Below are 25,530 nucleotides of genomic sequence, written 5' to 3'. Positions count from 1 at the left end.
ATTTTTATTTCTGTATCATTTTTCCATAACTTTTGTTTTAAGGACATGTCTATTGATAACCTCAAATTCTTTCACCGTGATAATTTTGAGGTTACAGCTATTACCAACCATGCTGAGGAAATGGTTTATGTAAAAGGGATGACTCAACTTTAGGAAATCTTTTACGTTCTCCTTCTGAAGAATTTGTTCGCTTTTTAGTGACTGAACTTGGTACAGTTGCTCCTAGTTATGAAATTAAAGGTCGAATTACTGGTAAAATTATTGATAAATTCAAACCAATTGTTAAAAAGTCGATTCAGGGAAGTTTAGTAGAGTTAATGACTCGCTCACTTACTCCAGTAATAGATCAGCCTGTTGAACCTTCAATAGACGTAGATATTGAACAAGGGGATATACAACCAGATCCTCAAGAATCAAAAGTAGTAACAACTGCTGAAGAAATCGAAGCTTTTGAAAAAATTAAAGCAATTACGCAAACCTCAACGAGTTACAATTACCAACTCCAATACAAAGATACTATTTCATACTTTGGTATCAATCTTGTTGGCAAAAGTACTTGGTGGTTTCTGCGGCTGTATCTATCTTCGCAGAAAAAAAGTTTTGTTACTCGACTAAGTGTAGATGAAGTAAAGTCGCTAGCTTCAAACTTTGAAGTGCAGGAAGTAACAGCTTCTCTGGGAGATGCCGCATCAAAAGTAATTATTTCCTCTGTCAGTGATTTAGATAAGCTGACATCACTGATTCTCAGATGTTACGAGGCAGAAGCAGCAAAGCATCAAACATTAACTCCAGATGTAATCAGAATGGAAAAATCAGCTTAACTCAAGGTATCTACTACCAAACTACAGCTAACCAACTATTTCCGATTTTTACCTGCTAACAAATTAGCGATCGCACTAATAATTGGTTGACATATCAGTAATCATTGGCTTTGAAAAAGGACAAAAAAAGTGGCTCTGCAACCAGCAGAACCACCAAAGTTTTCACAAATCTGTTATAAATTAACGAACTGCCCCTTGAGCAGAAACAGTATCAATTGGTTTCATCATGTACAGCCGCAATAACTGCCAGCCATTGGAGATGTAAAGCGGCAGTTTTTGGAAGATTTGCAGGAATTTGGGAGTGCTGGAGTTAGCGATCGCACCCAGCTTCTCGTTATTGCTTATACAAACATCCAAGCGCTCATAAAACTCTGGATTCTCTACATCCAGCATCAGTGGAAATACCCGACCTGCGTTTTCGTTGGTCTTCTTAATTACATGGATATCATATTCTCGTGCATCCAATCCAAGGGTGGCATAAAAATCCTTGCGTTGGATGTCATTGAGATACATTGTCGCAAATACCGACAACAGGAAGAACCGACTCCACAGCCGTGCTTTCCAATCATTCAACATTTGCGGCTGAGATTTCATGATTGCATCAAAGAAATCGCCGTGACGGTTTTCATCCTGACACCAGTTCTCAAAGAACCGGAAGATTGGATAAACCCGATCTTCGGGATGTGCTTCTAAATGGCGATAAATAGTGATGTAACGCCAATAACCGATCTTCTCAGAAAGATAAGTAGCGTAGAAAATGAATTTCGGTTTAAAGAAGGTATAACTGCGACTCTTAGTCAAAAACCCTAAATCTAGGGACATATTAAAGTCCGACAAAGCTTTGTTCAAAAAGCCAGCGTGACGCGCTTCATCCCGTGACATCAGGTTAAAACACTCTGCTAAAACAGGGCTTTTTCCCTTCAAGCGACGACCAAGTTCTTTATACAGCAAAAAGCCGGAAAACTCTGCCGTACAAGAACGTTCTAGAAATTCAACGAACAATCGGCGAGTTTCCCCGTCAATATGATCCCAGGATTGTTCAAACTCGGCATCCCGAACAAAGTGGTGGCGGTTGTAGTCAGTGCGGAACTCTTCGAGAATGGCTTCTAACTCGTCTTCGTTGACGGAGATATCCATCCGTGCCATTTCATCAAAATCGGTAGTATAAAACCGAGGTGTTAACAGGGTTTCTTTTGCTGGGACTTTAATCCCTGGCCGGATTTCTTCAAAGCCTGGTTTTTTGAGGGAATCTACCATGTCTTGATTTCTCTTTCGTCTTTATTATCTTAAGTAGACCTTTCGGGTGACGTTCCTACGTCTCTACCGCCACGGTAACGGCAGTTCCTCATGGGGAGCCAGTGCGTTGGGCGGCTGTGCCGACTTGAAGCAACTGGCGTGGAAACCCCGTTGGCGCTAGCCTCTCCCTTTGGGAGAAGACCGGACTGCCTCACCAGAAATCCTCTGGCAAACCGTAACAGCCCACAATAATCCAATTGTATAAAGTTCAGTCTACCAAGGTGCGGGTGAGAAATTTCTAAGCAAAACATTAAGAGTTGCAACAATCATTCAATATTAGCGGAATCAAAAATCGCGGATTGGTAGTCAAATAAATATAGTTCAGCAAGCAGCATTATCTCGTTTAAGTGGAGTAGCACTCACCTCTTGATTCTCAAAGCACTACTATCTCAGTAATTTTCTGTGGTTGTTACTACAATAAATTTATGGGGTTCTATTAATACATTAGACAGCTTAAAATTAACAATCCATGAGTAGCATAATTACTGGAAAATCTAAGTACTTTAGTTATTTTTTGCACCTTTTTCAATAACTGGAGATTAGACAGTGCCCACAACTTCAAATCAGAAAAGCATTGTCTATTACCAAAATTGTTAATAAGCAACTGGTGCAAGATGTAAGTCTAGCTATTAGCACTTGGTATAAAAAACAGTCTGAAAAACCATCTTAAACAATAAGAGTAAATCCAAAGGGTTGAAAACAAGATGAATCTTGAAAACAATCAGCAGCAGAAAGACCGACTTCTTGTCTCTTATATCTTGTGTGCAGTCGGATTTATGGGTGTGGGAGGATTGCAGCGTTTCTACAATGGCAAGATCGGAACTGGTTTGTTATGGCTGTTGACTGGTGGCGTGTTTGGTATAGGGCAGTTTGTGGATTTGTTCTTTATCCCCAATATGGTTGACGAATACGAACATAACTTGAGATTAAAAGCAGGTGTATCTCCCTTTGGTGTGCCGTTGAATCAAGCAGTAGTTGCTTCTCAAGTCCACCGACCAACAGGCAACCAACTCATGATGAAACTGATTGAAGCGGCGGAAAACAAAGGTGGTATTTTAACTGTCACTCAAGGCGTAAAGTTTACAGGAGCCAGCTTTGCTGAAGTAGAAGCTACTCTCAAAGAGATGTACAAATCAGGTTATGTAAAAATTGATAACGACCCCAATACTGGAGCCGTTACCTACCATTTCCACGAGCTTTAATTATTAGTCATTTGTCCTTTGTCCTTTGTCATTTGTCCTTTGTTATTTGTTATTTGTCATTTGTTAAAAACCAATGACCAACAACTAATGACCAATGACCAATGACTAATTTCTACCTAACCACTTTTGACCGTCCAAGCGCTGAACTAAGCCATATACCAACAAATCGAGGGTAATTTTGCGCTCATCGATTAAGAATGACTCAAGAGTGCTAGGTTTTTTACCTTCATTACAAGAAAATCCCTTTTTTCCTTGAATATCTTCATCGGGGAAGTACAGGTTAAACTGACGCTTACCGATTTCTGACCAACTGCCAATAATTTGCCAGCATTCTTCGGCGGATTCAAAGCCAGTGATTGGCATCTTCTGCTTGGCAAAAGACACCTGTAAATCTTTCACACCTTTTTGAGCGATCGCTTTTTGTAAAGCTGGCAAGTAGTCTTGCTCAATGAACTCTACAAATGGCTTATTTTCAACAGCTGGGGCTTTTTCCTTTTTAGGGGCTTTAGCGGCGGGTTTTTCTTCTGTTGCGTCGTCGTCGGCGGGTTTTTCTGCTTTTGCGGCTTTAGCTGCGGCGGCGGGTTTTTCTCGCTTGGGCGATGCAGCAGCTGGTTTGGCAGCATTGGGATTATCTTCGGGGTTTGCGGCTTTAGGATCTGGCGCGTTGGCAGTAGGAATATCTGTGGCTTCGGGTGAGTCTGTACTAGGAGCGTGTTCTTCAGCTACACTGGGAGCTTGCTTGTCAACAGTGCTGGGAGCTACTTCTCCCGCTTGATTGTGATTGGTTGGGTCTGCCATTGCTCAGGTCAATCCTTTAATCTAGCTTTGGGAGCGATCGCTCACCTTGATGTATCGGGTATTTTTATTTTGACATACTAGTACCTCTGTGCAGAATTCGTAATTTGTATTTGTAATTTGTAATTTATATACCGCCAGGGTTTCATTTATTTGGGATGGGTGGTTTACTTGCAATACTGTTCGGTTAAGGTAAGAAACGCGATGCGCTGTCTCTACAATATTTAGACGCGATAAATCACGTCTTTAGCGATCTAGAATTTTCATCCTTCAAATCCCTTTGAATCCCATACCAGTTTCTACCTGTTGCTTTGCTGGAGTAGAATTTACCTTGCTGCTAGCAGTCTGACGCCTAGTGCCAACTTGGCTCAAGAAAATACCTACTAAAATCAAGCTAACGCCAATATATTGAGGTCGGGTAGGGGCTTCACCCAAAATTAAATAGGCTGCTATAATTCCCGCGATTGGGCCAAATGAGCTAATTAGGGAAGCTGTAGATACAGTGGAAGTTTTCAAGCCTTTAACCCAAAAAGACTGGCCTACCACCACAATCAACCCGCCATAAAGAAACATCCACTGCCACAAGAATGGTGAGAGGACATCAGCGAAATGATCCCTGCCATAGAGGACTAAAGCAATAAAGAAAAAGATTATAGTTCCAAGTGCAGTCCGAAAGATACTATAGATTCCTTTGGGAATCTGCGAAAGGTGTTTCTTACTAATAATCGTAGAAGCGGCTATGGTCACAGATGCGGCTGCGGTCAAAAATTCCCCTATGCCTAAACCGAAACCTCCCATGTTCATCATGGTTTCTGTTGAAGGCTGAAGGATAATAGTTAGGATAACGCCAACAAAAGCTGCGATCGCACCAAGAAATTCCCAAATATTTACCCGTTCTCTCAATAACCAGACTGATAAAGCCAAAGTTAGAGGCGGTTCCAAGCGTCCCACCAAGATGACATTGTTCACTCTTGTGAGTGCCAGTGCCTGGAAAATTAAGCCAGGGGCTAAGGCTCCTGATAAAATAGCTACTGCCGTTAAACTGACCCAATCCTTCCTTGAGAGTTGCTTCAAGGTAGCTTTGTTCCACTGTCGCCCATAGATTAGGATCAGAAGTATCAAGGCGCAAAGGTTTCCCACGAATAAAACATTACACAAAGAAATCGGATTGCGATTGCCGATCAAATGTTGAGCACCAATTTCTGTTAGCTTCCGAGTAACGGCGCTAGATGCTCCAAAAATTAGCATTGCTAGCCAGAGATATGTTTGTCCCGAAATTCTATGGATTTGGCGATGTGGTTTTTTGGATCTAATCACAATAACATCACTGCAATGAAAGCATTGCTCATCATATTAAGTTACCCTCACACCCTTCAAAATGAGGTTTTGTTGAGAAAATACTTAAATTCTCCTGTGACTTTGAGCAGCCATGATTAGCTGAGAAAATGCTGAGAATTCACTAAATTTTCTCAAAGGATAAATTCATGAAAATAGTGGCTTAGTTTCAATAAGCTCTCACTGCCACCTGAGATGCTTGGGATGTTCAGGATAAAACAAAGAAGAGAAGTAACAAATGAAACTCGCACCCTTACTTACAAGTGTAGCCTTGGTTGGTTTTTTCACAGTTTGGGACGTACCATTAAAGGCGATCGATCCGTCATTAGTGCAAGCATCAGCAGCCGAAGAAATGTCTGTAGCACAAAAATTAGACTTGCTTACTAAGAGTAAGGGTCAAATTGGTAGTGGCGATCAACTGCGTCGTTTCTTCTTTGGTGACTTGGAACCAATCGGTATCCAGGTAGGCGGTGCAGGTCATGTAGTAAACCTTTATAACAAAGCTAATGATGTCACATTTGCTTACTGTTCGCATTACGATGTGATTGTAGCGATTAAGAAAGGTAAGGTAACTAAATTTGAACCCAGCGAAGTGAAATAATAATAAATCCACTTTCAGGGTAACTGAAACTAGAGCAGCAATTGAATTGTATCTAGGTTGCAATATATGAAGAAAAGTCCGGAGTAGTGGAAACGTCTCCGGCTTTATGCTATGCGTTTCCGCTTTAGCAAAAGTTTGATTTAGTTCTGGCAAAAAAATATGAGGTTTTTGGAATAATCAGGATAAAGGGAAAAGGTAAAACATGAAACTTTATTTTTTATATTGCCTTTAAACTATTATTTAATTATTGCTGCTTCAGGTATTTAAAAATGAAGATTTTCAAAGCGATCGCCCATTATTATTCTCAGCCAAAATTCCGTATAAAAATAAACTTGCGCATTTGGGATGCTCCCATCTAAAAAGCAGATTGTCGAGTGAAACTACTCAGCAACTACTAAATCTTAACCAAGATGCTATTAAACCTTAATGATTAGGAAAAATTTTCTTAACATTAGTCAAATATACTGTTACTAAGATAACTTCAAATAAAGGTTGTAACCTAATTTTTTGACTTCAAATCGCAAATTAAAGATACTTAATTTTTGGTTAATTGTAATTAAATTTGGAAATAATCTGTTCCAAAAAAAATGTGTGTAAGTGTGTGTAAATAAATGTAGTTTTGAGATTTATACCTCCGACATAAAGTTCTCACACTTCCTACTTTTACAGATTGAGCAAATAGTAATTACAACAATCTTGAGTTAAGTTGTCCTAACCTGTTTACAGTCAAAAATTTAGTATTATTTCAGTTTTGCAAACTTCTCGGCTATATAAGCAAAGTAAGATAACGCAGACTAATCTAAATTTTCAGCCTGGGAAAGTTAGCTTTGTTTGTATTGTACTAGCTTTTAGTCAGGTAGCAGTTTGCATATTTGGAGTGTTCCCAAACGTTTTACAGTTTGAATAAGGGGAAAATTCTCATGGCTCTTTACGGCTATACCATTGGAGAAGACCGCGACGGCAACGCTAGTAATGGCAAGCAGCTTGACGTTTACCGCTTTTCGATCCCTTCTGGGCCTGGAGGTTCTATTACTCCTACAAGAGTAGGTACAGTCAATCTTCCAGCTACTGCTACTACCGCCGATTTAGAAGGTTTGGGAACTAACCCTCGTACCGGAAGGGTAGGTGCGGTTAACGAAGCACGCGTTACTGGTGCTACAACACCAATCGATCCAACTGTTACTGTCGTTAATAATGTAGATCAGCCTTTTGCTCCAGCCACGACCTCACCAACCCGTACACCATCTGACCTACGTCGTTTTGGATTTGAGTCAGGTGCTGACTTTGGACGTGACTATTCAGTAGCTGCTCAACCAATTGTTCTATACAACATTTCAGGGAATCCGAATCCTGCAAATGGGCCAGTAGGAAGCTCTCTTTATAAAATTACTACAGCTACCCCTGGAACTGTTAGCCTTGTAGACGGCTTTGGCGCACCTACTACTACTGCACAAAGACAAGGAACTCAACCTACCAATCCTGGAAAATTTGCCGATGGATTAGCTATCGACAATCTCAATCCTGGTAGAACTCGCGCTCTTGCTAGCGATTTCAGGACTAATGATGGAGATGGAAACCAGCTTTACAAAGTCGATCTACTCACTGGTGAACTATCTGCACCGATTACTCTAAGAACTCCTTCAGGACAAGCTCTGAATGTCAACGCAGATTCTGGGTTGTCATTTACTAACTTCGGTTCTCAAAGATTGCTGGGTTGGCTGGAAACTGGCGCTGTCTATGAGATCACAGGCTACCAAGATGAACTTGCTGCATCAGGTCTAGGTTTAGGTAGTGCCACAGGTACTAATGGCGCTGGCTTTGCAACCGCCACCTTACTTGGTAACGTTAATTTACCAAATGCTGTGAGCGGAGTCGTTGATTATGAAGGCTTTACGATTGTTAATGAATAACAGTCGTCAATAGCATACTCTTTCTTCAACTCTTGTAAAAAGTACTTTTGCAAGAGTTGAAGAACGGAGCTAAGGATAAAAAAGTGCCAAGCGGGATTATGACTGATTAACTGAGTTTGTAGTAAGCACTTTAGTCATTAAATAAGAGCTATCACTATTCAAAGTTTTATTTGATGAGCCATTAGAGCCTATAGTTAACGTTTCTCTCAAAATTAATTTATTGTTCTCAATCGATAAACAAATATTTGTTCCTTCAATAATTTTTTTCAAAAAAGTTGTCAGTTTTTCAACATGCTTTTCTCTTTTTTGGTCAAAGGCTGGAATTTTCTCTCTCAATATTTTGTGAATTTGAGATATAGGAATACCACCTTGTTTCAACTGACTTAATTGCTCAATATTCTGCTTCAATTCCTCTAAAGCTTTCTTCGTTACTACTAAAATATCATCATCATTTAATGAACTCTCGCTAATTACTTCATTAGTTGGAATATCCTCTATTTTTACCTGGGGAGCAGGTATAGGTATAAAGCGATCGCAAACAGACTTGAGAATACGATTAATTTGTCCTTCGTAAGCACATCCAATTACAGTTTTTCCATACTCATGGAGCTTTTTAGCTAAAGCGGCAAATGCACCATCGCCTGATACAATAACGAAAACTTGCAACGTAGGACGACTCTGGGCTAATTCCATAACATCAATGGCTAGTTGCATATCTGCTGCATTCCGTTTATGGCTGTAATCAAAAATTTGAATTGCTTCGATACCAAGTTCTTGAATTTCATTCTTGAGTAGTCTTAATCGAGAATCACTCCAGTCGGCATAAGCACATTGGATAGCAATTTTATTAACTAAGTTAGTATTTTCTAGATTTGTTTGAATTTGTTTCAGAGAAAAATTTAGATTAGGGTTGCTTCTACCCATTGTTAAATTTTCAATATCATAAAAAATAGCTGTATTGAACTGCCCAATATTAGGTGAAGTATGAGCCGTGGAAGTAAACTGCTCTACACGAATCTGACGCTGCTTTAACTCTTTTAACTCAGCAATTAAAGATGTTATTTCTGGCGCTGACTCTGAACTACTCGTTTCCTGTTTTAACTCCGTAATTGTTGTTGTTAAGTCATTAACTTGTAATTTTGCTTGTTGTAATTCTTCTTGTAACTGCTCAGTTAATGTATTAATCTGACTCTGGGTTTGGACAGTCTGCTCCCGAAGTTCCCCAATGGTTCTGGAGAGAATATACTGGCGTTGCTGATAAGCTATTACTAAAGCTTGTTGAACGATATCACATTCTTTGGGAAAAGCTTCACGGCTACACACTTGTAAAACTGTTTCATAACCTGCGATCGCAATTTCTAAATTACTAGCAATGTTCCCTTGTTCAAACTCTTGAATAATGGTACTCAGTTTGATAATGACTCTAGCTAAATTAATAGCAATGGCAGGTTCTTTAGCAAAGCGATCGCTTACCCATTTTCGCAACTTTAAAGCTAAATCATCGTTGAGTTTACTTAAGTTATGTTGCAGAATTGGATATACTTCCTGATTTTGATAAGTTGCTCTCAATAAATCAATTAGAAAGTCTTGCTCCTGGTTAGCAGCTTCATTTGGCATAGCTAAATCCCTGACAATACACATTTAAGTTTAGTATTCCCAAGTTTTCATGCTATTGAACAATTAAAGCGGCGTGATCCAATAAGTAATGCCTCTAATAGCTTGTTTTTTAAAACCATACAAAGATAAATTATCTTCAGATAAACCCACATAAGTCCAATGTGGAACATCGTTTTCTACAGTTTGAAACCAACCATTTTGATTAAGAGCTTTTCTTTGCTCTTTACTACCTACGCGTAAATCAATGGCTAATCCCCAGAGATGTTGTGAAGTTCCGGGAGGGGCAACTAAACCGAGAATTTTTGTTTCTTTACCTTGTTGAACTTTTGCTAAAACTCGATCGTTAGCATACTTGTGCCAAAATCTTAAATTCGTGTTGAAAGTGCGAGTGCAATCACCAGAGCCATAACCAGATTTTAGCGGAATTTGTTGTTGTACTCGCGCTTTATTTAAAGCATCAGCCGCCGATTTTTGTAAATAACAGTCGTTAGTGCCATCAACATGACCCATTGTTAAAGTAGCTTGAAACTCTTGGGTTTCTTGTTCATTAACAAAGATATTTTTTGGCGGTAGTTTAATTTGAATATCGGGATTTACGAATACTGCACCATAGCTTCGTAGCAAAGTATATTCATAAGTACCAAGCTGGGGAATTGTAGGCAATTTTCTAGCGATCGCAGATAAAAAACGCTGTTTATCATCTAATTTGGGATCGGGAATAAATGGTTGCGAGCTTGTATTTTTAGAGGTGTCTATACAAGGTAATGAATTATTAATCAAGCATTCTTGTAATGGTTGAGCAGTTATAGCAACTTTATGGTGGGTAATCTCATTGCTAGCGACTAATACAAAAATCATCAATATAACGATACTGATGAAACTTGTCTTTCTAATAAACCTAGTAATATTTCTTTGATTTCTGAGGGTAAGTTTCATTCTAAATAATTAATTAGCGATCGAGAATAAAGTTAATACTTTTTTTGGCAATATTGATTATTGATGAATTAAAGTTGCAGATAGTTTATCGACACTGAACTATCGTTAAATTCAAATTCGATAAAACATCTAATATATACCAGTTGTAAATTAATTTGTGCTGGGTTAACGCTCTGAACAATAACTGCGAACGAAAAACCGGAATATTGTCACAAATTTTAAAAAGATGAGATTTTTCACTTATTACTAAACTTAAAAAATGGAACCTTGCTTTTAATTGAGTACTAGTAAGTTTGATAACTTTTTTATCAGAAAGTTACATCCATGAAACCACTGGAACAGTTAAAATTGAAAAGAACTCTAAGCTTGCCGATCCTGTAAGTATGACCATGCACAATTCCGTTGAATTCCAAGACGCTTTTGATGTCATAGTCGTCGGTGCAGGTCACTCCGGTTGCGAAGCAGCTCTCGCCTCTGCACGCCTCGGTTGTCGTACCCTGCTATTGACGCTCAACTTGGATAAAATCGCTTGGCAACCTTGTAACCCAGCAGTAGGTGGCCCGGCTAAATCTCAGTTGACTCATGAGGTAGATGCACTCGGCGGGGAAATTGGTAAAGTAGCAGACCGCACCTACTTGCAAAAACGTATCCTCAACTCTTCACGGGGGCCTGCTGTTTGGGCATTACGCGCCCAGACAGACAAGCGCGAATATGCAGCGGTGATGAAAAATGTTGTTGAGAATCAAGAAAACTTGACAATCCGCGAAAGTATGGCAACAGATTTGGTGCTGGGCGCTAACAATGAAGTCATCGGCGTTGAAACATATTTTGGTGTCGGGTTCCAATGTAAAGCAGTCATCTTGACAACCGGCACCTTCCTGGGAGGCAAAATTTGGGTTGGTAACAAATCAATGCCAGCCGGACGTGCTGGGGAATTTGCAGCTGAAGGATTGACACAAACCCTAAATCGCCTGGGATTTGAAACCGGCAGACTTAAAACTGGAACTCCGGCGCGGGTAGATAAGCGATCGGTAGATTATAGTAAAATGCTCATCCAGCCAGGAGATGAAGATGTGCGCTGGTTTAGCTTTGACCCAGATGTGTGGATAGAACGAGAACAGATGCCTTGCTACATCACCCGCACAACCGCCGAAACCCATCGCCTGATTCAAGAAAATTTGCACCTGTCGCCAGTTTATGGTGGTTGGGTGGAAGCCAAAGGGCCGCGCTATTGTCCCAGTATCGAAGATAAGATTGTGCGCTTTGCCGATAAAGAAAGCCACCAAATCTTTATTGAACCAGAAGGAAGGGATATACCCGAACTGTATATCCAAGGGTTTTCTACAGGGTTGCCAGAAAATTTGCAACTGCAAATGTTGCGGACTCTCCCTGGTTTGGAAAAATGTGTGATGCTGCGTCCCGCTTATGCAGTGGAATATGACTATTTACCAGCAACTCAGTGTTACCCCACACTGATGACTAAAAAGATTGCCGGACTGTTTTGTGCTGGGCAAATTAACGGCACCACAGGTTATGAAGAAGCTGCTGCTCAAGGGCTGGTGGCGGGAATTAATGCCGCTCGATTCGTTCGCTCTCAAGAAATGATTGTCTTTGCCCGCGAGCAAAGTTACATTGGAACGCTAGTTGATGACCTGTGTACAAAAGACCTGCGAGAACCTTACCGGATGCTCACCAGCAGGTCAGAGTACCGATTGCTATTGCGTTCTGACAATGCTGACCAACGCCTGACACCCTTGGGAAGAGAGATTGGTTTAATTGACGATCGCCGTTGGGATATATTTACTCAAAAACAGGGTAATATCACCACAGAAAAACAAAGATTGCAAGCCACACGAGTTAAAGAACATGATGAAATTGGAATAGCGATCGCATCTGATACCCAACAAGCAATTAAAGGTTCGATTACCCTCAACGACTTGTTGCGGCGTCCAGGATTACATTACGTCGATCTCGACAGGTTCGGACTGGGAAACCCCAACCTCAACCGGGCCGAGAAAGAAGGCGCAGAAATTGACATCAAGTATTCTGGCTATCTCGCAAGGCAACAAAATCAAATTGACCAAATTGCCCGCCAAGCGCACCGCCAGTTACCTGGGGATTTAGACTACACAACAATTGATACTCTTTCTAAAGAGGCACGGGAAAAGCTGACTCACATAAAACCACTTACCCTTGGTCAAGCTGCACGTATAGGTGGTGTAAACCCAGCGGATATTAACGCCTTATTATTATATCTAGAATTGCGTAGAAGCAAGAGCCAGTCAGAGTTTCCAGCGTTAGCTTAACACAAGCTTGATAAAGACTGAGTATAGTAGTAGGGAGAGAGATTGGTATGATAGATGACATAAAGATTAGTAGTGGCATCATCAACAATCCCCAGATGCAAGTTGAGTTTAATACCAACACTCAATCAACTTATCTCAATTAGATGGGGGATTGGATGTTTCATTATTCAGGAGGCAGTGTTTCGACTACGCTCAACAACCACGCAGGAGTAACCCACGCACAACTGCATAGGATTGGCGAAAGACCGGAGGCAAAGCGGCTCCTCTGTTTGTTTATCGCCCGATACATCTCAATACAATTCTTCTTTTTAAACAGGGTAATTACCCAAATCTGAAGTTTTTATTCATACTTATTTACTTCAGTAATAACTGCCCTCAACCTACTGCCTCCTCTGATAATCATAATTTTCAGGCAGTCTCAATGAAACAAGTTTCACCACCAAGTATGAAAGAGGGACTGGGGACTGGAAACTGGGAACTGGTATTTTTACTCAGCACTCAGCACTCAGCACTCAGCACTTTCAAGTCAGTAGAAGTGGCGTTTCCTCGTCCAAGCAACAACCCAGAACGTCTATGTTACAAGAAGCCAGCACCCGTCTCATAGTACCAGAACCATCAGAAGACTTAATCACCAACGAGCCTTGGTCGATAGAAAACTATGCTGATGGCTTAATGGATGAACTCTTTGCCGATATCGACTACATTCTGGATGCTAGTGGTAATCTGCCTTCTCAAACTGTTAGGCACAGTAGTCAGAACAGATCGAGCCACTCTGTTGCTGGAGTTTCCGCCCAAGCTCAACGCCAATCGCCTCCAGAATACGTGCCTCTGCAAACAGTTATGATACCACAGATTACTCTGAACCAAGGAGTACAGTCAGTTGCTCAAGATCGGCACAAGCAATTGAGTACCGTTGTATTTGACACCTCTACTGTTAAACCAGTTAGTAGAAAGCGTCAAAAAACTAGTTCGGTTTTGGGCAAACTGCTGATTGTCGGAACAACTTTAGGCGTGGCGATCGCTAGTACGATCTACTTGGTGCAGTCTGGAGTCGTATATCTTTTAAATAACAAATTGCCTGAGTCAGCGCTTCTATTGCCGCAATCGCAGTCACGGTTGCCCGTAAAAACAGAAATTGAGGCAGAGTTAGTTGACTATATGCTCCAATCGCTGGCTGTTATAGATAAGCAAGGAGCAAAAAGCAATCAAAAATCTTTCAATCCAGGATTCTCCAGTCAGGCAAATACTAACCAAATAGCCTTTGGTCGCCAGCAAGCAACTGGTAATCTACCAGCACTTCCACTTCTAGCTAATAATACACCACCAGCCCCTAATCGTTCTGGAAGCGTTGTTGAGCGCATCTATGTCCCCGTTTATCAAGCGCCGTCACCAATGCGCTACGCCCTTCCAGCCATTCCGGGGACTCCCACACTTTTACCACAAGTTGCCAGCGCGTTACGGGTATCTCAACCTAATGTTGTCAAAACTGCCCTGAATACAGTGCGACAAGCTGCCAAGCCTGTAACTGTCAATATGTTAGCTGCGGCTGTACGAGCCGAACTAAAACCGGTGGCAGCCAAAACTGCACCCATTACCGTGCGCCAAACACCCAAACCTCTGCCTGCATTACCAGTAGTTCCATTGCGTGCTGCACTGGCACCAGAGTCAGAACCAACTATTACCCAAGAACAAGTATATCCGGCAACGGCGATCGCAGTTGCTCCGAGTAATACCTTAGAGGGATTGCTAGAGTTGGGCAATAAATCTGCCGCTTTGTTTAAAATTGATGGCGTGACTCGCCGCATCAATATGGGTGAAAGTATCGGCTCAAGCGGTTGGACACTAGTAGATGTCAGTAATGGCGAAGCAGTCGTCCGACGTAACGGCGAAGTGCGATCGATTTATGCAGGACAGAAACTATAAATTTTTTAACTCACTATCTGATTGAGGGGAGTTTAAAGATTAAACTCATCTATTACCATTAACAGTACTGCGACCAGCAATAATTGATTGAAATAATTTGATTGCGTCAAATATTCCTCTGTTAGTTCTCTGCCTTTATCCGCACTGTTAGGATTGCCTGCTGATATGTAGCCTGACTAATGCGATCGCGCCTTAATAGTTTTAATATTATCAGCTTTATTGATAGCAAGATCGCTTTTACCTCCAACAGACTCTAGTAACTATTGAGCGAAGATTAATTTTTTGAGAATTTGCCGATTGATTTCAGTAACTTTGATACTTTCAATGCCAAGTTGTGTAAATACTGTTGATAAATCTTTATTAAAATAAGTTTCAACTAAATCATCTAGTAATCATATAGTTTTGTCCTTTTAAAAAGGATTTGCATAACTCTTCACCCAATAATGGTTTTCCTCAAAATGGACATCTAAAATTGGGTAACTTCCTGGCTTAATATCAAATTTAATTGGGTTTATTTCCTTTGATAGCTTAAGAGTTACACATTCGCTACACTGCTATTAACCCAAGATGTTTAGGCGTAGTCTGTCGTAGACATCGCTCTGTCGGTAAGAAAAATTAAATATTTATTATAAATAGCTGAAAATTTTGTCTAATTATCTCATAAAGCAGCGAAATACCACAACCTTTAATCAATATAAGCAGAAAATCAGGTTTGTGGTGAAGAATTGGAAGACAGTATTGAATTTCCCTACCTAAAGATAGTTCACAGAAATAAATTTCAATGTTAGAACTACTATAATTTATGTTTATTATAGTTCCATTACGGTGACTATATGAAAACCTACATCGTGTATACATCTTCCTTAAGCAAGATATATTTAGCTAAAAAAGTTAGTTTGCTAATTGATGTAATCCTCAAACCTTAACAACATGAAACAACCTAACTATTTTCAAAATAATTCTAAAAACTCTTTAAGAGAAAAGTATCATCTTTACAAAGGCGAAAAGCTGAACTGGCTTCAAGTAACTCTTCGCCTTGAAAGGTCAATTATCTCTATTATTCTTCCTTGGGTAATTTTTTGTACTATATATGGTACTTTCATATCATTTTTAGCTCATTTAGGATTACCAATAGCATTTTCAGATTCTAGCAATATTCTTACCAATGCTGTTTTAAGCTTTAATATTGGCTTTACATTACTATTAGTCTTTCGGACGAATACAGCCCATGATAGATTTTGGGAAGGTCGTCAACTATGGGGAGCTTTAGTTAATACATCGCGTAACTTAACTCGTGGAATTGCGATAATAGTTAAAGAGAAGACACCACAAGATAAATTAGAAAAAGAAGCAATGCTTCGGTTAGTGACTGCTTTTGCAGTTGCAATGAAGTTACATCTTAGATCGGGGCCTTTAGACACTCAGTTGGCATCATTAATGTCTGAAAAACAATATTTATACCTCCAAGATAGCGATCATCCTCCACTACAAATTGCTTATTGGATAGGAGATTACTTGCAGTATCAGCATGACCGAAATTGCCTAAATGTCTATCAACTAACTACTTTACATAATTGTGTAAATGAGTTAGTAGATATTTTAGGCGGTTGCGAACGTATTTTAAAAACGCCATTGCCTTTGATATATACTATTAAATTAAGACAACTGTTATTAATTTTTTGTCTTATATTACCTTTGGAAATTGTGAGCTTTTTAAATTGGTGGACTGGGATAGTAATGGCTTTTGTCAGTTTTACATTATTAAGTATTGAACAAATTGGTTCAGAAATTGAAGAACCTTTTGGCTTTGATCCTAATGACTTACCTTTAAATACTATTTGCAATACAATCTCAAACAATGTTGAAGAATTAATCAGGCTTACTTCTAACAATGTTCGTTCTTATTAAATCCATAAATAAGTTTTATCAGTCAAGTTTTGATGAGAAAGGAGAGGTTTTTCCTTTATTAAACATAGAAAATACTTGGTTGAAAAATATAATAGTTTAATAAATGCTTCGCCAAGCTTTTACCGTCCCTTTACCAATTTCGCTATCAACAGTTTGACCTCCTTCTAAAACTAGTCTGATATCTAAGTTCTCATCTGGAGCATTTTTCAAAGCAGTGGCTAATTCTGGACTGACAGCAAATGTGCCGGTTGAACCGTCTAATTGAAAAACTTTTTCTCTGACCTTGAGTAAAAGCTTATCGACTTTTTTAGTCGTGACAAATCTAAGATAGTCAGGTCTGGGATACACACGACCTGCGGTGTAGAAAGAAGACATTGCTTGACCCGAATTTACTGTTACGAGTACTCGAATGCTGGAAGGTGTCCACAAACTAATAACTTGCGTTGAACCCCCACGGTACAAATAGCCACCTAAAGAATTGCGGTCGAAAACTCCAACCAACTCCCCTTCAAAAGGGTCAACAATTCTTACGGCTTTCGACCAAGGGACATCCATATCGGGGGACAGTCCAGCCGATTTGACCATTGGCAAATCCCTTGATGCTTGAGCAAGAATAGCTATTTCTTGAACGGTGAAAGCAGCACAATGTTGAGGGGAAATTACAGCCAAGCTAGCCCCAAAAAGAAGAACTGGAATCGTTTGCGGTAACTTCATCATAAGTCAGGGGTATAATCTTCAAATACTTCTTAGTGCAAAACAGTTTGCCTCACTTCAACTGGTTCGCCGGTTAAGCTAAAAGGTCGAACTTCGGTAATTTTTACCTTTACTAACTGCCCTTTGAGTTCTTTGATGTTGCCGCTAAAAAAGGTCAAACGATTACCGCCAGTGCGTCCCATTACCTGGGTTGGATCTTTAGGATTTTGGTCTTCTACTAAAACTTCTTCAATGCGTCCAAAGTAACGTTGCGATCGCTCTGCTACTTTTAAGTTTCCCAGATGATTGAGCCGTTGCAGGCGATCGCTTTTAATTTCTTCACTCAGTTGATTGTCCCACAAAGCGGCTGGTGTCCCTGGACGCGGCGAATATGCTGCTGTATTCAACATATCAAAGCCAATATCTTCTACCAGTTTCAGGGTATTTTCAAACTGTGCTTCTGTCTCTCCAGGAAAACCAACTATTACATCGGCACTAATCGAGGCATCTGGCATATACCGCCGAATGGTATCGATAATCCGGCGATATTTCTCATGGGTATAACCCCGCGCCATTGCCTTTAAAAGTTCATTATCCCCAGATTGAAAGGGAATGTGGAAGTGTTCGCATACCTTGGGCAACTCAGCACAAGCCTGAATTAATCTCTCAGTAAAATAACGGGGGTGACTAGTAGCAAATCTTAGCCTTTCAATCCCCGGCACATCATGGACGTAATAAAGCAAATCTGTAAAATTGTGCAAATGCCGACCTTCTGGTGTGACTCCAGGTAAATCTCTGCCGTAAGCATCAATATTTTGACCGAGTAGAGTAATTTCTTTGTAACCTTGCCGTCCTAATTCTGCCATTTCAGCCCGGATAGCTGACGGCGTGCGAGATTGTTCGACACCGCGCACATTGGGAACTACGCAATAAGTGCAGCGTTCGTTACAGCCGTAAATCACATTCACCCAAGCGGTCACTGTACTATCTCGTCGCGGCTGGGTGATATCTTCAATAATGTGAACTGCCTCGGTTGCAACAACTTGGTTGCCTTCAAATACTGACTCCAACAAATCTTTCAGACGGTTGGCATGTTGTGGCCCCATTACCAAGTCTAATTCTGGCACTCGCCGCAACAGTGCTTCTCCTTCTTGCTGGGCAACACAACCAGCGACAATGAGGGTTAAATCAGGCTGCTCGTGTTTACGCTTTGCTTGTCTGCCAAGATAGGAATATACCTTTTGTTCAGCATTATCCCGAATTGTACAGGTATTGTAGAGAATCACATCTGCATGATTCGGATCTTCACACCACTCAAAGCCCATGTCTTCCAAAACGCCAGCCATGCGCTCTGAGTCAGCTTTATTCATCTGACAACCGAAAGTAGTAATGTGATATTGGCGTTTAGAAGTGGTCATGGGCAATTATGCTGAATCAGCGTAATGTATGTCAGGTTTATTTCTATTCTATAACGCTCTTAAGCTGCTTCAGGAGTGCAGAGTACCTTGGCTCAGATTCCTTTTAATATTTCAATATAAAAACCTCAAGAAGTTACAAGCTGCAAGCATTAGCGGTGATGAAATTCAACTTCTGTTTCCAGAATTTTAATATCATAGTTGCCAAAGAAATCGTGACCTAGTAGCCCGATGCTTGCTTTTGGTGCGATCGCTACTTGAAGATTATTGGCTGTAACTCCACCTACTGCAATAGATTTTACCTTACTGGTTGAGAATTTTACTTCACTACCATCAGCAATTTGGGCTTGCATTGTACCTGTAGCCTGGAGGTTAAGTGTATTCGCCATATCTTGAGTGATAATGGTTCCACTAGCACCTGTATCTACAATCATTTCAAAGGTTTTTTTGTCGTTGAAGGTGACATCAATCACAGGAGTTCCACCAAAACGGCGTTTGATTGAGACTCGAAAAACTTTATTGTCTGAAGGTGCGGCTATGATATTGCCACAAATTCTTCCCAATCCAACGGTTTTACCAGAGGAAGTTATCATGTAACACGCTCCTGGATCGTCTGCTGTTGCCCGATGAGAGAATGCTAAAAATATCAGCGTCGGCATTAGTGCAATTGCAGCTAGATTAACAGTTGTAATCCAACGCCTCCAAGCATTCTTCATGTTATACCGCGCTCCATTTTTTTTGACTACTCTTAATATCTAAACTCATCATGGTGGCTGTAAAACATGGTGTTAAAAGAACAGGCTTTTAATATAAAAATTCAAATTATATCTATCTAAAATAGACATTTATAACAACTTTTTTAGTTTTCAATTAGCTAATTTTTTATATATGTATCTCAAAAATATGAAATCGCATCTTACTCAATACATCTTACATAGAATTACTGATTGGGAAATTAAAGATTAGGTAAAGACATGATGAAACTACTTAGAGCAGATTCAATCTGACATACTAATAAGTTGGATAAGATAAATTTGTAGCTTACTCAAAGCTTGCTGCTGCATTTACAGCAGTTGCGATCGCATTTTTAACGGCGATATCTTTTTGTTCTAAAATGATATTTTCACTATCAGTACGCGAAGCAACTACACCGCAAATAGCTGCTGCGACAAAATTATAGACTCCTGCCATTTTGAATAGTGTGCCGCATTCCATCTCGTAATTCAAGATATTCAAGCGCCGATATTCTTCTGTAATGCCATGCAGCGATCGCATTAAATTTGGATTCGCTGAATCAGTGCGTTCTTGTCCTTCGTAAAAAGTATCAACTGATGCCGTAATTCCGATGTAATGTTCAATCTTTAATTCTCGTGCAGCTTTAACTAAAGCGACTGTGAGAAAAGGATCGGCTGCGGCTGGATATTCCACTGGTGCAATGTCATTCGCTGCACCTTGGCGACACAATGCTGCACTGCTAATAACAACACTACCGACTGGTATATAAGATTGAATGGAACCGCAAGTACCAATGCGAATAATTTGCCGGATTCCTACTTGTATCAACTCGTTGACAACAATACTTAATGAAGGCGCACCCATACCACTAGTAGCTGATAAGATGCTGCGACCATTCTGTAAGTATCCTACGTAGCTATTGAGTCCGCGATTTTCTGACAACACGCGTACATCTTGTAAATAAGTTTGAGCAATTAGGTGCGATCGCTCTGGATCGCCAGATAATAGAGCAATGCTGGGAGGCGATGAACCTAAATCGTCTTGCCCAAAGCCAATGTGATAGAAGTGTTTATTTGGCATTAAATTTTGGATTTTAAATTTTAGATTATCTTACTATTTAGCTCACTTACGAACCGTCTTTACCTCTCCATGTAAGATGCCATTGGTCATAAAACTTAGACTCTGGAATAAATTTTTGGCGAATTTCTGCCATTTCTTCGGAGCGGTTAATACTTTGCATCAGATAACCACTCTCAAAGATAAGCTCATGAACTTCCTCATATTTATAAGCAGGTTGAAAGCCAAGATGAATATATAGGTTCTTAATAAAATTATTGGCTACTAATAAACTTCCTGTAAATTCAACAAGATAATTTAGTTCATCATAAATAGTACTAGGATGAGCCACAGGCGTATTTCGTAGATATGGTAAGACACCCAGAAAATCTCTTGTTGCTCTACCATGTTTTATAGCAAGTTTTTCTTTTAGTCCGACGGAGATAATTAATTCTTTTAAGTAAAGTGTTTCTTCTATTACCTTATAAGTGCAACAATAGCCTCGCCAACAAGCTGTTGTACCCAATTGAGGAGAAAAACCGTGCTGTGTTGGCTCAAATAATCCTATGCCATCAACACCTGCAATGCAGAATATTTGACTTTTATAAATTAATTGATCGCTAATTTGACCAGTCATTTTTTTCTTATACAAATTATTTATTTAGTTAAGGTTAAAGCCTACGCTTAAACCCAAATGAGTCAATTCTTTTAGACTTCTGTGTACACCGTAGGGTGCCTTGGGGGAGAAGTTATTCCAGAATTACTAAATTTTACTGAATTGATGTTCTAGAATCTCCTCCTTCCCATATTTGAAGTTGTCTTTCAGCCGCAACTATGCAATTTAGATATTTAGGTGGATAGAGAAAATGATCGTAAGCTAATGCCATCTGTCTAGCAGCTTCAGTATATGGCACTCGTCCTATTCCTGTACCCAATCCAGGACAGGCAATGGTGTTAATTTTTTGGCTAGCGTGTTGATTATGGTGTCGAACTGCTAACAGCATAGCCCACATCGCAATATAAGGAATATCTGTCCCAGCAATAATCATGGGAACTCGCATCGTAGGCGTATGAGCCAAAAAAGGATGTTTGTGATGGCCTGTTTCCACAATCATTGATGTTCCCACAGGCTGTTCGCCCAAATAATCCTCAAGAATGCGCTGCTGGACTCTTGCCATTAAGGAAGGGCCGAAAAAACGGATAATTGCCGCATCTATGCCACCATCCATCATTCCAAAAGAGTTAGCAGGGCTGACCGTGTGCTGTGGCGGGTGTGCAGTCCCAGTCCATTACGGTGGATCGGCAAATGAAACGCTACCGTGTGCCGCGTTTGGCGTTCATCAACAAAATGGATCGGACGGGAGCAGATCCATTTCGTGTAGTACAGGGAATACGCGATCGCTTGCAACTAAATGCGATGTTGCTCCAGTATCCGATCGGCAGTGAAGACCAATTCCAGGGAGTGATTGACCTGGTAGAAATGACTGCTGACTACTTTGAAGGTGAAAACGGGGAAAACTGGGTGAAAAAGCCAATTCCCGAACCTCTTAGAAATGAAGCACAACAGGCACGGGAGAAGTTGCTCGATACTTTGTCGCTATTCTCAGAACCGATGACCGAGATGCTACTGGCGGGTGAGGAGATTCCCAAAGAATTAATTTGGGAAACCATCCGACAGGCAACCTTGAGCCTAAAATTCACGCCTGTACTGCTGGGTTCGGCATTCAAAAATAAAGGAGTGCAAAACTTATTGGATGCAGTTGCGCTTTATCTACCATCTCCCGTAGATAGAGAAGTGGTTAAAACCGCAGAGTCGGTGAGTGTCTATCCTAACCCCGATGCTTCTTTGGTGGCATTGGCATTTAAACTCACTGTCGAATCCTTTGGGCAGTTGACCTATACCCGGATTTACTCTGGGACGCTCAAACCCGGCGATACCGTCTACAACTCGCGGACTGAACAGCGAGTGCAAATCGGTCGCTTGGTGAGAATGCACGCTAATAAGCGAGAAGAGGTAAAAGTTGCCGTTGCTGGGGATATTGTAGCTCTGTTGGGTGTGGATTGTGCTTCTGGTGATACATTCTGTTCTGGGGAACCACTGGTATCTCTAGAGAAGATGTTTGTACCGGAACCAGTAATTACGCTGGCAATTACGCCCAAGAAACAGGAAGATAGCGATCGCCTTTCCAAAGCACTGAATCGCTTTCAAAGGGAAGACCCCACCTTCCGGTTGAGCATCGACCCCGAATCAGGATCAACTCTGATTTCTGGGATGGGCGAACTCCACTTGGAAATCTATCTCGAACGCATTCAACGAGAATATAATGCCGAGGTTTACGTTGGTAATCCTGCCGTGGCGTACCGGGAAACCATTAGGCAACAAGCTACTTTTGACTACCGATTCAAGAAACAGTCAGGCGGCCCCGGTCAGTACGCCCATATTACTGGGTGGATTGAACCCACAGATGAACCGTTTGTCTTTGAGAATCGGGTGGTTGGGGGTGCGATTCCTAAAGAATATATCCCTGCGTGCGAAAAGGGTTTTCGGGAGGCGATGGAATCAGGAAAGCTGCAAGGCTATCCGGTAACTGGGGTGAAAGTCGTTTTGGATGGCGGTTCTTATCATCCAATTGACTCTTCAGAATTGGCTTTCCGGTCAGCTTCCCATCAAGCAATTGAGGGTGCGATCGCTAAAGCAAAACCCTACATCCTGGAACCCATCATGCTTGTTGAGGTGGAAACACCCAACGAGTTTATGGGAAGGGTTCAGGGTGACTTATCCTCCCGTCGAGGTTTGTTGTTGGGTTCCGAGACAATGCAGGGATACACGGTGATTCGGGCAGAAGTAGCGCTGGCGCGAATGTTTGGGTATTCTACAGAATTGCGATCGCTCACTTCTGGCATGGCTACTTTTTCAATGGAGTTTGCCTGCTATCGGCAGTCCTGAACCAACATTAGCAATTAGTATCTCCAGGTTGTCCGATCAAAAAGACAAGCTGGAGCTTAATTAAATCATTTAATCAGAGAAAGCCGTAGGGCCCAGCAGTAAATACCGTTCGGTTAAGGAATTTCTTTGTTGAAGCAGGCTGTTCTTGAGCAAGGGAAGAAAAGAAGCTGTTCTTGAGAGAAGAATTACTGAACAATGACCCTCTTTTCTCCCCTGCCTCTCATCTACCCCTGCTTCCCCTGCTCACCTCAATGCAGAAATTCCTTAACAAAACGGTATTGCCCCAACTGGGGAGAGCATCAACAACGCCGTTGCTCCCAGGTCTAATTATTCAGTCACGTCTTTATCATCAATTTTTAGCGCCTTAAGAGGGTGTTTGAAAAGTTTTGAGGGGTCAAATTTTATGCTAATCGCTTCACCACTATCCTGCATAATCTTCTTGTGCGGTCGGGTCTTAATGCTTAATTTTATAGACTTAAATTTCTGCCAATAGAGAGATGTTTATTTAATACTAAATACTTCTTTACTAGGTCTCTTTGCAATAAAGGGATTTTTGCAATTGTATAGAAATTTGTACTTCGCTAAGTCCTCAGTAATTTGTCATAATCTAAATAAGTATATCCAAGGGAAGAAATAATCTTAGTGCAGATTTTTAGCAATTGATTTTTATCATAAATACTGCTAGCCTTATGATTCACAACTTATAACAATTTTGTGCAGATTAATTAAAAAATAATATATATGAGACAAAATTTATTGTTTTATAAAAAAGTCTATGATATTAGCCTTAATTTTGTAGTATAAAAAAATAATTAAAATGGTAAAATCAAAAATAGTTGAGCGTATAGTAAAAGAAAGAATTGAATGGATTGATTGTTGGAAAGGTCTTGCCATAATTACAGTTGTTGTAGGACATATAGTCAACCCGATATCGAAATATATTTACTGGTTTCATATGCCGCTTTTTTTCTTTATCAGTGGATATCTCTATAAAGAAAAAACTGACTACTATACTTTTTTTAAGAAAAAAATATTTCATCTTCTAATACCCTATTTTTCATTTCTTTTTTTATTTACTCTACTTCAGTATTTACCATTGATAATTGACAGTTGGCAGCAAAAAAAATTATTGCCGATAGATCAAATTATCATATATACATTGATGATAATTTGGAAACAATTATATGGTGGGGCAAATCTGGTGCTTTGGTTTGGTGTATTTTGGTTTGTAACTTGTTTATTTCTTACGCAGCAGGTATATAACCCGATCTATATAAAGTTTGGCTCTAATAATTGGCTGATGATAAAAATTATTCTTGGCTGTTATTGTTTAGCAATGATTAATTATTACTTCCTTAAAAATTTTATTTTTCCTTGGAATATTAATGTAGTTGCAATGGCACTTCCATTTTATTGGTTAGGACACATGGCAGCTAAATCATTATTAATTAATTCGAGGACATTAATATTAGTAATAATAATATTTCTGTCTGCATTTTTACTAGATAATGGGTCTTTGCTATATTTCAATTTTAATATGAAAAATACTACTTATGGTGTATTATTTTTTAATGTAATCATAGCTTTGTCTGGTATTATTATTACACAGCAATTGGCGATACTACTTCATAATAAATCTTACATAGGAAATGCCCTACGCGAACTTGGTAGTGCTTCTATGCTCATTATGTATTTGCATCAACCAATACAAATAACTATTAAAAATTACCCAATATTCGCATCTCCAGGAATTAGGGTAATAGGTGCATTATTGATTTCATATATTATCTACAAACTTATCATCAATTATTCAATTATGCGTAAGCTTTTCTTGGGTGATTTTTCAACTTATGGAGCAGTGGAAACTATCAAGAACTCAAAAGTATAAATTTGCACCCAATACTTTTCGGTTGTGGACACCGCCAGCACTGCGGTGTAAAGGCTATGCCAAAAGTGTGGTAGTAGCTTCATTGTTATAGCTGGGGACTGGGGACTGGGGACTGGGGACTGGGGACTGGGGACTGGGGACTGGGG

Annotated in this window: 19 protein-coding genes and 2 pseudogenes; 10 read left to right on the top strand and 11 right to left on the bottom strand. The window is 40.2% G+C overall.

The window, feature by feature from the left end:
- The first annotated feature begins 197 nt into the window (after positions 1–197).
- A complete protein-coding gene (locus RMX89_RS31585; RefSeq protein ID WP_322691719.1) occupies positions 198–821 on the top strand; it encodes a hypothetical protein in 624 nt (207 codons plus the stop codon).
- A gap of 180 nt (positions 822–1,001) precedes the next feature.
- Here the strand turns inward: RMX89_RS31585 and acsF are convergent, their stop codons facing one another.
- The gene (acsF, locus tag RMX89_RS31580) at positions 1,002–2,078 is read right to left on the bottom strand and encodes a magnesium-protoporphyrin IX monomethyl ester (oxidative) cyclase (RefSeq protein ID WP_322691718.1); all 1,077 of its coding nucleotides are present in this window, start codon (positions 2,076–2,078) and stop codon (positions 1,002–1,004) included.
- 743 nt (positions 2,079–2,821) lie between these two features.
- Between acsF and RMX89_RS31575 the strand changes: the two genes are divergently transcribed.
- Complete coding sequence (locus RMX89_RS31575) at positions 2,822–3,319, top strand: TM2 domain-containing protein (protein WP_099101195.1); 498 nt, start codon at positions 2,822–2,824, stop codon at positions 3,317–3,319.
- 105 nt (positions 3,320–3,424) lie between these two features.
- Here the strand turns inward: RMX89_RS31575 and RMX89_RS31570 are convergent, their stop codons facing one another.
- Both RMX89_RS31570 and RMX89_RS31565 read right to left on the bottom strand, forming a co-directional pair.
- Entirely contained in the window at positions 3,425–4,117 is a 693-nt protein-coding gene (locus RMX89_RS31570) for a DUF2996 domain-containing protein (RefSeq protein WP_322673742.1), read from the bottom strand.
- A gap of 267 nt (positions 4,118–4,384) precedes the next feature.
- Entirely contained in the window at positions 4,385–5,431 is a 1,047-nt protein-coding gene (locus RMX89_RS31565) for a DMT family transporter (RefSeq protein ID WP_322691717.1), read from the bottom strand.
- A 256-nt stretch (positions 5,432–5,687) separates the two neighbouring features.
- Between RMX89_RS31565 and RMX89_RS31560 the strand changes: the two genes are divergently transcribed.
- Positions 5,688–6,050: a hypothetical protein gene (locus tag RMX89_RS31560; RefSeq protein WP_322685097.1), complete on the top strand. Its 363-nt coding sequence runs from the start codon at positions 5,688–5,690 to the stop codon at positions 6,048–6,050.
- Between the two features lie 920 nt (positions 6,051–6,970).
- Entirely contained in the window at positions 6,971–7,960 is a 990-nt protein-coding gene (locus RMX89_RS31555) for a water stress protein WSP1 (RefSeq protein ID WP_322691716.1), read from the top strand.
- Between the two features lie 96 nt (positions 7,961–8,056).
- On the opposite strand, the gene RMX89_RS31550 is transcribed toward RMX89_RS31555, so the two are convergent.
- Positions 8,057–9,577 (bottom strand): NYN domain-containing protein, encoded by a 1,521-nt coding sequence (locus RMX89_RS31550; protein WP_322691715.1) that lies wholly within the window; start codon positions 9,575–9,577, stop codon positions 8,057–8,059.
- A 63-nt stretch (positions 9,578–9,640) separates the two neighbouring features.
- On the bottom strand, positions 9,641–10,483 hold the full coding sequence (locus RMX89_RS31545) for a D-alanyl-D-alanine carboxypeptidase family protein (protein WP_416212017.1): 843 nt from the start codon (positions 10,481–10,483) through the stop codon (positions 9,641–9,643).
- Between the two features lie 413 nt (positions 10,484–10,896).
- Between RMX89_RS31545 and mnmG the strand changes: the two genes are divergently transcribed.
- The 4 genes from mnmG (at position 10,897) to RMX89_RS31525 (ending at position 16,650) form a co-directional block, all read left to right on the top strand.
- Positions 10,897–12,819, top strand: a complete 1,923-nt coding sequence (gene mnmG, locus RMX89_RS31540; RefSeq protein WP_322691720.1) for a tRNA uridine-5-carboxymethylaminomethyl(34) synthesis enzyme MnmG — start codon at positions 10,897–10,899, stop codon at positions 12,817–12,819.
- 421 nt (positions 12,820–13,240) lie between these two features.
- Positions 13,241–13,423, top strand: coding sequence for a hypothetical protein (locus tag RMX89_RS31535; protein ID WP_322673737.1), 183 nt, complete (start codon positions 13,241–13,243; stop codon positions 13,421–13,423).
- On the top strand, positions 13,393–14,742 hold the full coding sequence (locus RMX89_RS31530; RefSeq protein WP_322673736.1) for a hypothetical protein: 1,350 nt from the start codon (positions 13,393–13,395) through the stop codon (positions 14,740–14,742). Before RMX89_RS31535 ends, RMX89_RS31530 begins: the two co-directional genes overlap by 31 nt.
- A gap of 930 nt (positions 14,743–15,672) precedes the next feature.
- Entirely contained in the window at positions 15,673–16,650 is a 978-nt protein-coding gene (locus tag RMX89_RS31525) for a bestrophin family protein (RefSeq protein ID WP_322673734.1), read from the top strand.
- Positions 16,651–16,746: 96 nt separating this feature from the next.
- On the opposite strand, the gene RMX89_RS31520 is transcribed toward RMX89_RS31525, so the two are convergent.
- The 6 genes and pseudogenes from RMX89_RS31520 to RMX89_RS31495 form a co-directional block, all read right to left on the bottom strand.
- Entirely contained in the window at positions 16,747–17,367 is a 621-nt protein-coding gene (locus tag RMX89_RS31520) for a hypothetical protein (protein ID WP_322691713.1), read from the bottom strand.
- A gap of 29 nt (positions 17,368–17,396) precedes the next feature.
- Positions 17,397–18,761, bottom strand: coding sequence for a tRNA (N6-isopentenyl adenosine(37)-C2)-methylthiotransferase MiaB (gene miaB / locus RMX89_RS31515; RefSeq protein ID WP_322673732.1), 1,365 nt, complete (start codon positions 18,759–18,761; stop codon positions 17,397–17,399).
- 149 nt (positions 18,762–18,910) lie between these two features.
- Complete coding sequence (locus RMX89_RS31510; RefSeq protein ID WP_322691712.1) at positions 18,911–19,474, bottom strand: retropepsin-like aspartic protease; 564 nt, start codon at positions 19,472–19,474, stop codon at positions 18,911–18,913.
- 325 nt (positions 19,475–19,799) lie between these two features.
- Positions 19,800–20,573 (bottom strand): nucleoside phosphorylase, encoded by a 774-nt coding sequence (locus RMX89_RS31505; protein ID WP_322691711.1) that lies wholly within the window; start codon positions 20,571–20,573, stop codon positions 19,800–19,802.
- 46 nt (positions 20,574–20,619) lie between these two features.
- A complete protein-coding gene (locus RMX89_RS31500; RefSeq protein ID WP_322691710.1) occupies positions 20,620–21,186 on the bottom strand; it encodes a hypothetical protein in 567 nt (188 codons plus the stop codon).
- 133 nt (positions 21,187–21,319) lie between these two features.
- A pseudogene (locus RMX89_RS31495) lies at positions 21,320–21,793 on the bottom strand (macro domain-containing protein); the annotation flags it as partial.
- Between the two features lie 14 nt (positions 21,794–21,807).
- Between RMX89_RS31495 and fusA the strand changes: the two are divergent.
- Both fusA and RMX89_RS31485 read left to right on the top strand, forming a co-directional pair.
- Positions 21,808–23,496 (top strand): annotated as a pseudogene (fusA, locus tag RMX89_RS31490) (elongation factor G); the annotation flags it as partial.
- 817 nt (positions 23,497–24,313) lie between these two features.
- Positions 24,314–25,384, top strand: coding sequence for an acyltransferase family protein (locus RMX89_RS31485; protein ID WP_322691709.1), 1,071 nt, complete (start codon positions 24,314–24,316; stop codon positions 25,382–25,384).
- Positions 25,385–25,530 lie beyond the last annotated feature (146 nt).

Source organism: Nostoc sp. DedSLP04 (genome assembly GCF_034530775.1).
Classification (GTDB): Bacteria; Cyanobacteriota; Cyanobacteriia; order Cyanobacteriales; family Nostocaceae; genus Nostoc.
The sequence above is the reverse complement of the archived record's forward strand: the minus strand, read 5'-3'. Positions and strand labels throughout refer to the sequence as shown.